This is a genomic window from Streptomyces sp. NPDC002911, from assembly GCF_053591835.1.
Window position 1 is genome coordinate 1 of record NZ_JBSFUO010000076.1, and the last position, 3,345, is coordinate 3,345.

1 protein-coding gene is annotated in these 3,345 nt (G+C 69.6%); it reads right to left on the bottom strand.

Annotated elements, in window-relative coordinates:
- Positions 1-3,324 (bottom strand): SDR family NAD(P)-dependent oxidoreductase (locus ACWD04_RS33820; RefSeq protein ID WP_451137558.1); only part of this gene is annotated, 3,324 nt, incomplete at its 3' end.
- Between the last annotated feature and the right edge of the window lie 21 nt (positions 3,325-3,345).

Consider the following 3,345-nt stretch of genomic DNA (forward strand, 5'->3'; position numbering starts at 1 on the left):
CAGCCGCAGACCCGTCACAGCGTTCAAACGGTTCCGCAACTCCACCGCCGTCAACGAGTCAAAACCAAGATCGTTGAACGCCTGACCCGCACCGATACTCCCCGCACCCGCATGCCCCAACACCACCGCAACCTCACCCGACACCACCTCCAAAAGGTGACGTTGCTGTGCCTCGTGCGGCAGCGTCGTGAGGCGGTCCACCAAGGAGTCACCGGTGGCCGAGCCGGTGCCCGCGGCCGCGGTGCGGGCCGTGCGGCGCGGTCGGCGGACCAAACCGCTCAGTATCGGCGGCAGTTGTCCGGCCCGCGCCTGCTCCGTCAGTGCGGCGAAGTCGAACTTCACCGGCACGAGCGTGGATGCCTCGCCGGACAGGGCCACGTCGAGCAGGGCCATGCCCTCCCCGGTGCCCAGCGGGAGCACTCCGCCCCGGCCCATACGGGCCTGGTCCGACTCGCTCATCGTAGCGATCATGCCGCCGGACTCTGCCCACAGGCCCCAGGCCAGGGAGACGGCGGACAGCCCTTGCGCCTGGCGCCACTGGGCGAAGGCGTCCAGGAACGCGTTCGCCGCCGAGTAGTTGCCCTGCCCCGGGCCACCGATCACACCGGCGGCCGACGAGAACAGGACGAACGCCGAGAGGTTCATCTCGCGTGTCAGCTCGTGCAGCGTCAGCGCGGCATCGACCTTCGGACGGAAGGCGGCGCCGATCCGCTCCGGCGTCAGGCTCGCGATCACCCCGTCGTCGAGGACTCCCGCCGCGTGCACGACAGCGGTCAGCGGCGCGTCGGACGAGACCGCCGCAAGAAGCTTCTTCACCGCCCTGCGTTTCGACATGTCGCACGCCACCACAGTGACGCTCGCTCCGGCAGCCTCAAGTTCGGCCATCAGTTCCCCGGCACCGGGCGCCTCCGGCCCGCGACGGCTGGTCAGCAACAGGTGACGTACGCCGTGTGCGGCGACGAGGTGCCGGGCGACGAGCCCGCCCAGCGTCCCGGTGCCGCCTGTGACGAGCACGGTCCCTGTGGGATCCAACACGCGTCCGGCCCCCGTGGGATCCGGTACGGGCCCGGTCACCGGGTCGGCCGCGGCCCGCATCAGCCGGGGCGTGTGGACGACGTCTGCGCGTACCGCCACCTGGGCTTCCCCGGTAGCCAGTACACCCGCCAGGGCAGGCCGGGACGCCTGGAGCTCGTCCACGTCCATCAGCAGGACACGGTCCGGGTTCTCGGCCTGGGCGGCGCGTACCAGGCCCCAGACCGCGGCGCCCGCCGGGTCTGTCACCTCGAAGTCGCCGGAGACACCGACCGCACCGCGCGTCACGACGAGCAGGCGGGTCGATTCGAGTTCCGGCGCGGCGAAATATGCCTGAAGGATGCCGAGGACACGACCGACGAGGCCGCGGATCCGCTCGGGGCTGACGACACCGTCGACGGCGTCAACGACCAGCACGTCCGGCATCGAAGCGCCGGACCGCACCAGCTCCTCGACGTCCAGCGCCATCGACACCGGGTGCGGGACGACGGCGGCAGTAGTGCCAGCCTTCGCTCCGGGCGGCATGGCGGTCCATTCGACGGCGAACAGGGCGTCCGTGCCGGGACCGGTCCGCCCGGCAGCCCTGACCTGCTCGTCGGCGACCGCGCGCAGCACCAGCGACTCGACCGACGCGACGGGGGCGCCGTCGCCGTCGGCGAGTTCCAGCGCCACCGATTCGGGTCCGGTGGGCGTCATGCGTACTCGCAGGCTGGTGGCGCCTGAGGCGTGCAGCGTCAAGCCGTTCCACGCGAACGGCAGGATGAGCTTGCCCTCCTCGGCCTTCCGCTCGGTGAAGGCGCCGCAGTGCAGGACCGCGTCGAGAAGTGCGGGATGCAGGCCGAACCCGGCCGCCGCCTCGGCATCGTCCGCCGGGAGCAGGACCTCGGCGTAGATCTCCTCTTCGAGGGTCCACAGCGTGCTGAGGCCCTGAAACAGCGGCCCGTACGAGTATCCGGCGCTCGCCTGGTCGGCGTAGAAATTCGTCAGGTCGACAGACTGCGCACCTTCGGGGGGCCAGACACCGAGGGTGGTGCCGAGGGCCGGTGCCTCGTCGTCGAGCTGGCCGTGGGCATGGCGGACCCAGGGGGTTCCGGGTTCCGCGTCGTCGAGCCGCGAGTACACCGCGACCGGCCGTATACCGCCCGTGTCCTCACCGACCGAGACCTGCACCCGTACCGCGCCCTTGTCGGGGATCACCAAAGGGGCTTCGATGATCAATTCGCGCAGGGACCGCGCGCCGACCTCGTCCCCGGTACGGACGGCGAGTTCCACGAGGGCGGTACCCGGCAGCAGGACCGTGCCGGACACGGCGTGGTCCGCGAGCCACGGCTGGGCGGCCAGCGACAGCCGGCCGGTACCCAGGACACCGCCGGTGTCGGGAAGACTGATCACGGAGTCGAGCAGCGGGTGCTCGACCGCGAAGGCGGGATCACCGGCCGACACGTTCGAATTCAGCCAGAACCGTTGCCGCTGGAAGGCGTATGTGGGCAGGTCGACACGGCGGGCACCGGTCCCGGCGAACACCTTCTCCCAGTCGACATCGACACCACGGGAGTGCAACTGACCAAGGCAGGCCAGCAACGCCCGGTCCTCGGGCACCTCCCGCCGCAGGGACGGAACACAGTCCCGCGCGACCATCCCCGACAGCACACCATCCGGACCCAACTCCAGGAACGTCGAAACCTTCCGCTCCCGCAACGCCCGCACCCCGTCATGGAAACGGACCGTGCCACGCACGTGCTCCACCCAGTACTCCGGCGAACACAACCGGCCCACGTCCGCCACCTCACCGGTCAGATTCGACACCACCGGCACCACAGGCTCGTTGTACGTCAACCCTGCCGCGACCTGACGAAACTCCTCCAGCATCGGATCCATCAACGGCGAATGAAAAGCATGCGAAACCCGCAACTGCTTCACCCTGCGATCCTGGAAACACGCCACCACCCCCGCGACCGCCTCCTCCACACCCGACAGCACCAACGACGTCGGACCATTGACCGCCGCGACACTCACACCCTCCGTCAACAAGGGCACCACCTCACCCTCCGCCGCCTCAACCGCGAACATCACCCCACCCGACGGCAGAGCCTGCATCAACCGGCCCCGCGCCACCACCAAAGCCGCCGCATCCTCCAACGACCACACACCCGCCAGATAAGCCGCCGTCACCTCACCGATCGAATGACCCGCAAGGTAGTCAGGACGCACACCCCAGGACTCCACCAACCGGAACAACGCCACCTCGACCGCGAACAACGCCGGCTGCGCAAACCGCGTCTCATCCAGCAGCGCCGCCTCATCACCGAAGAC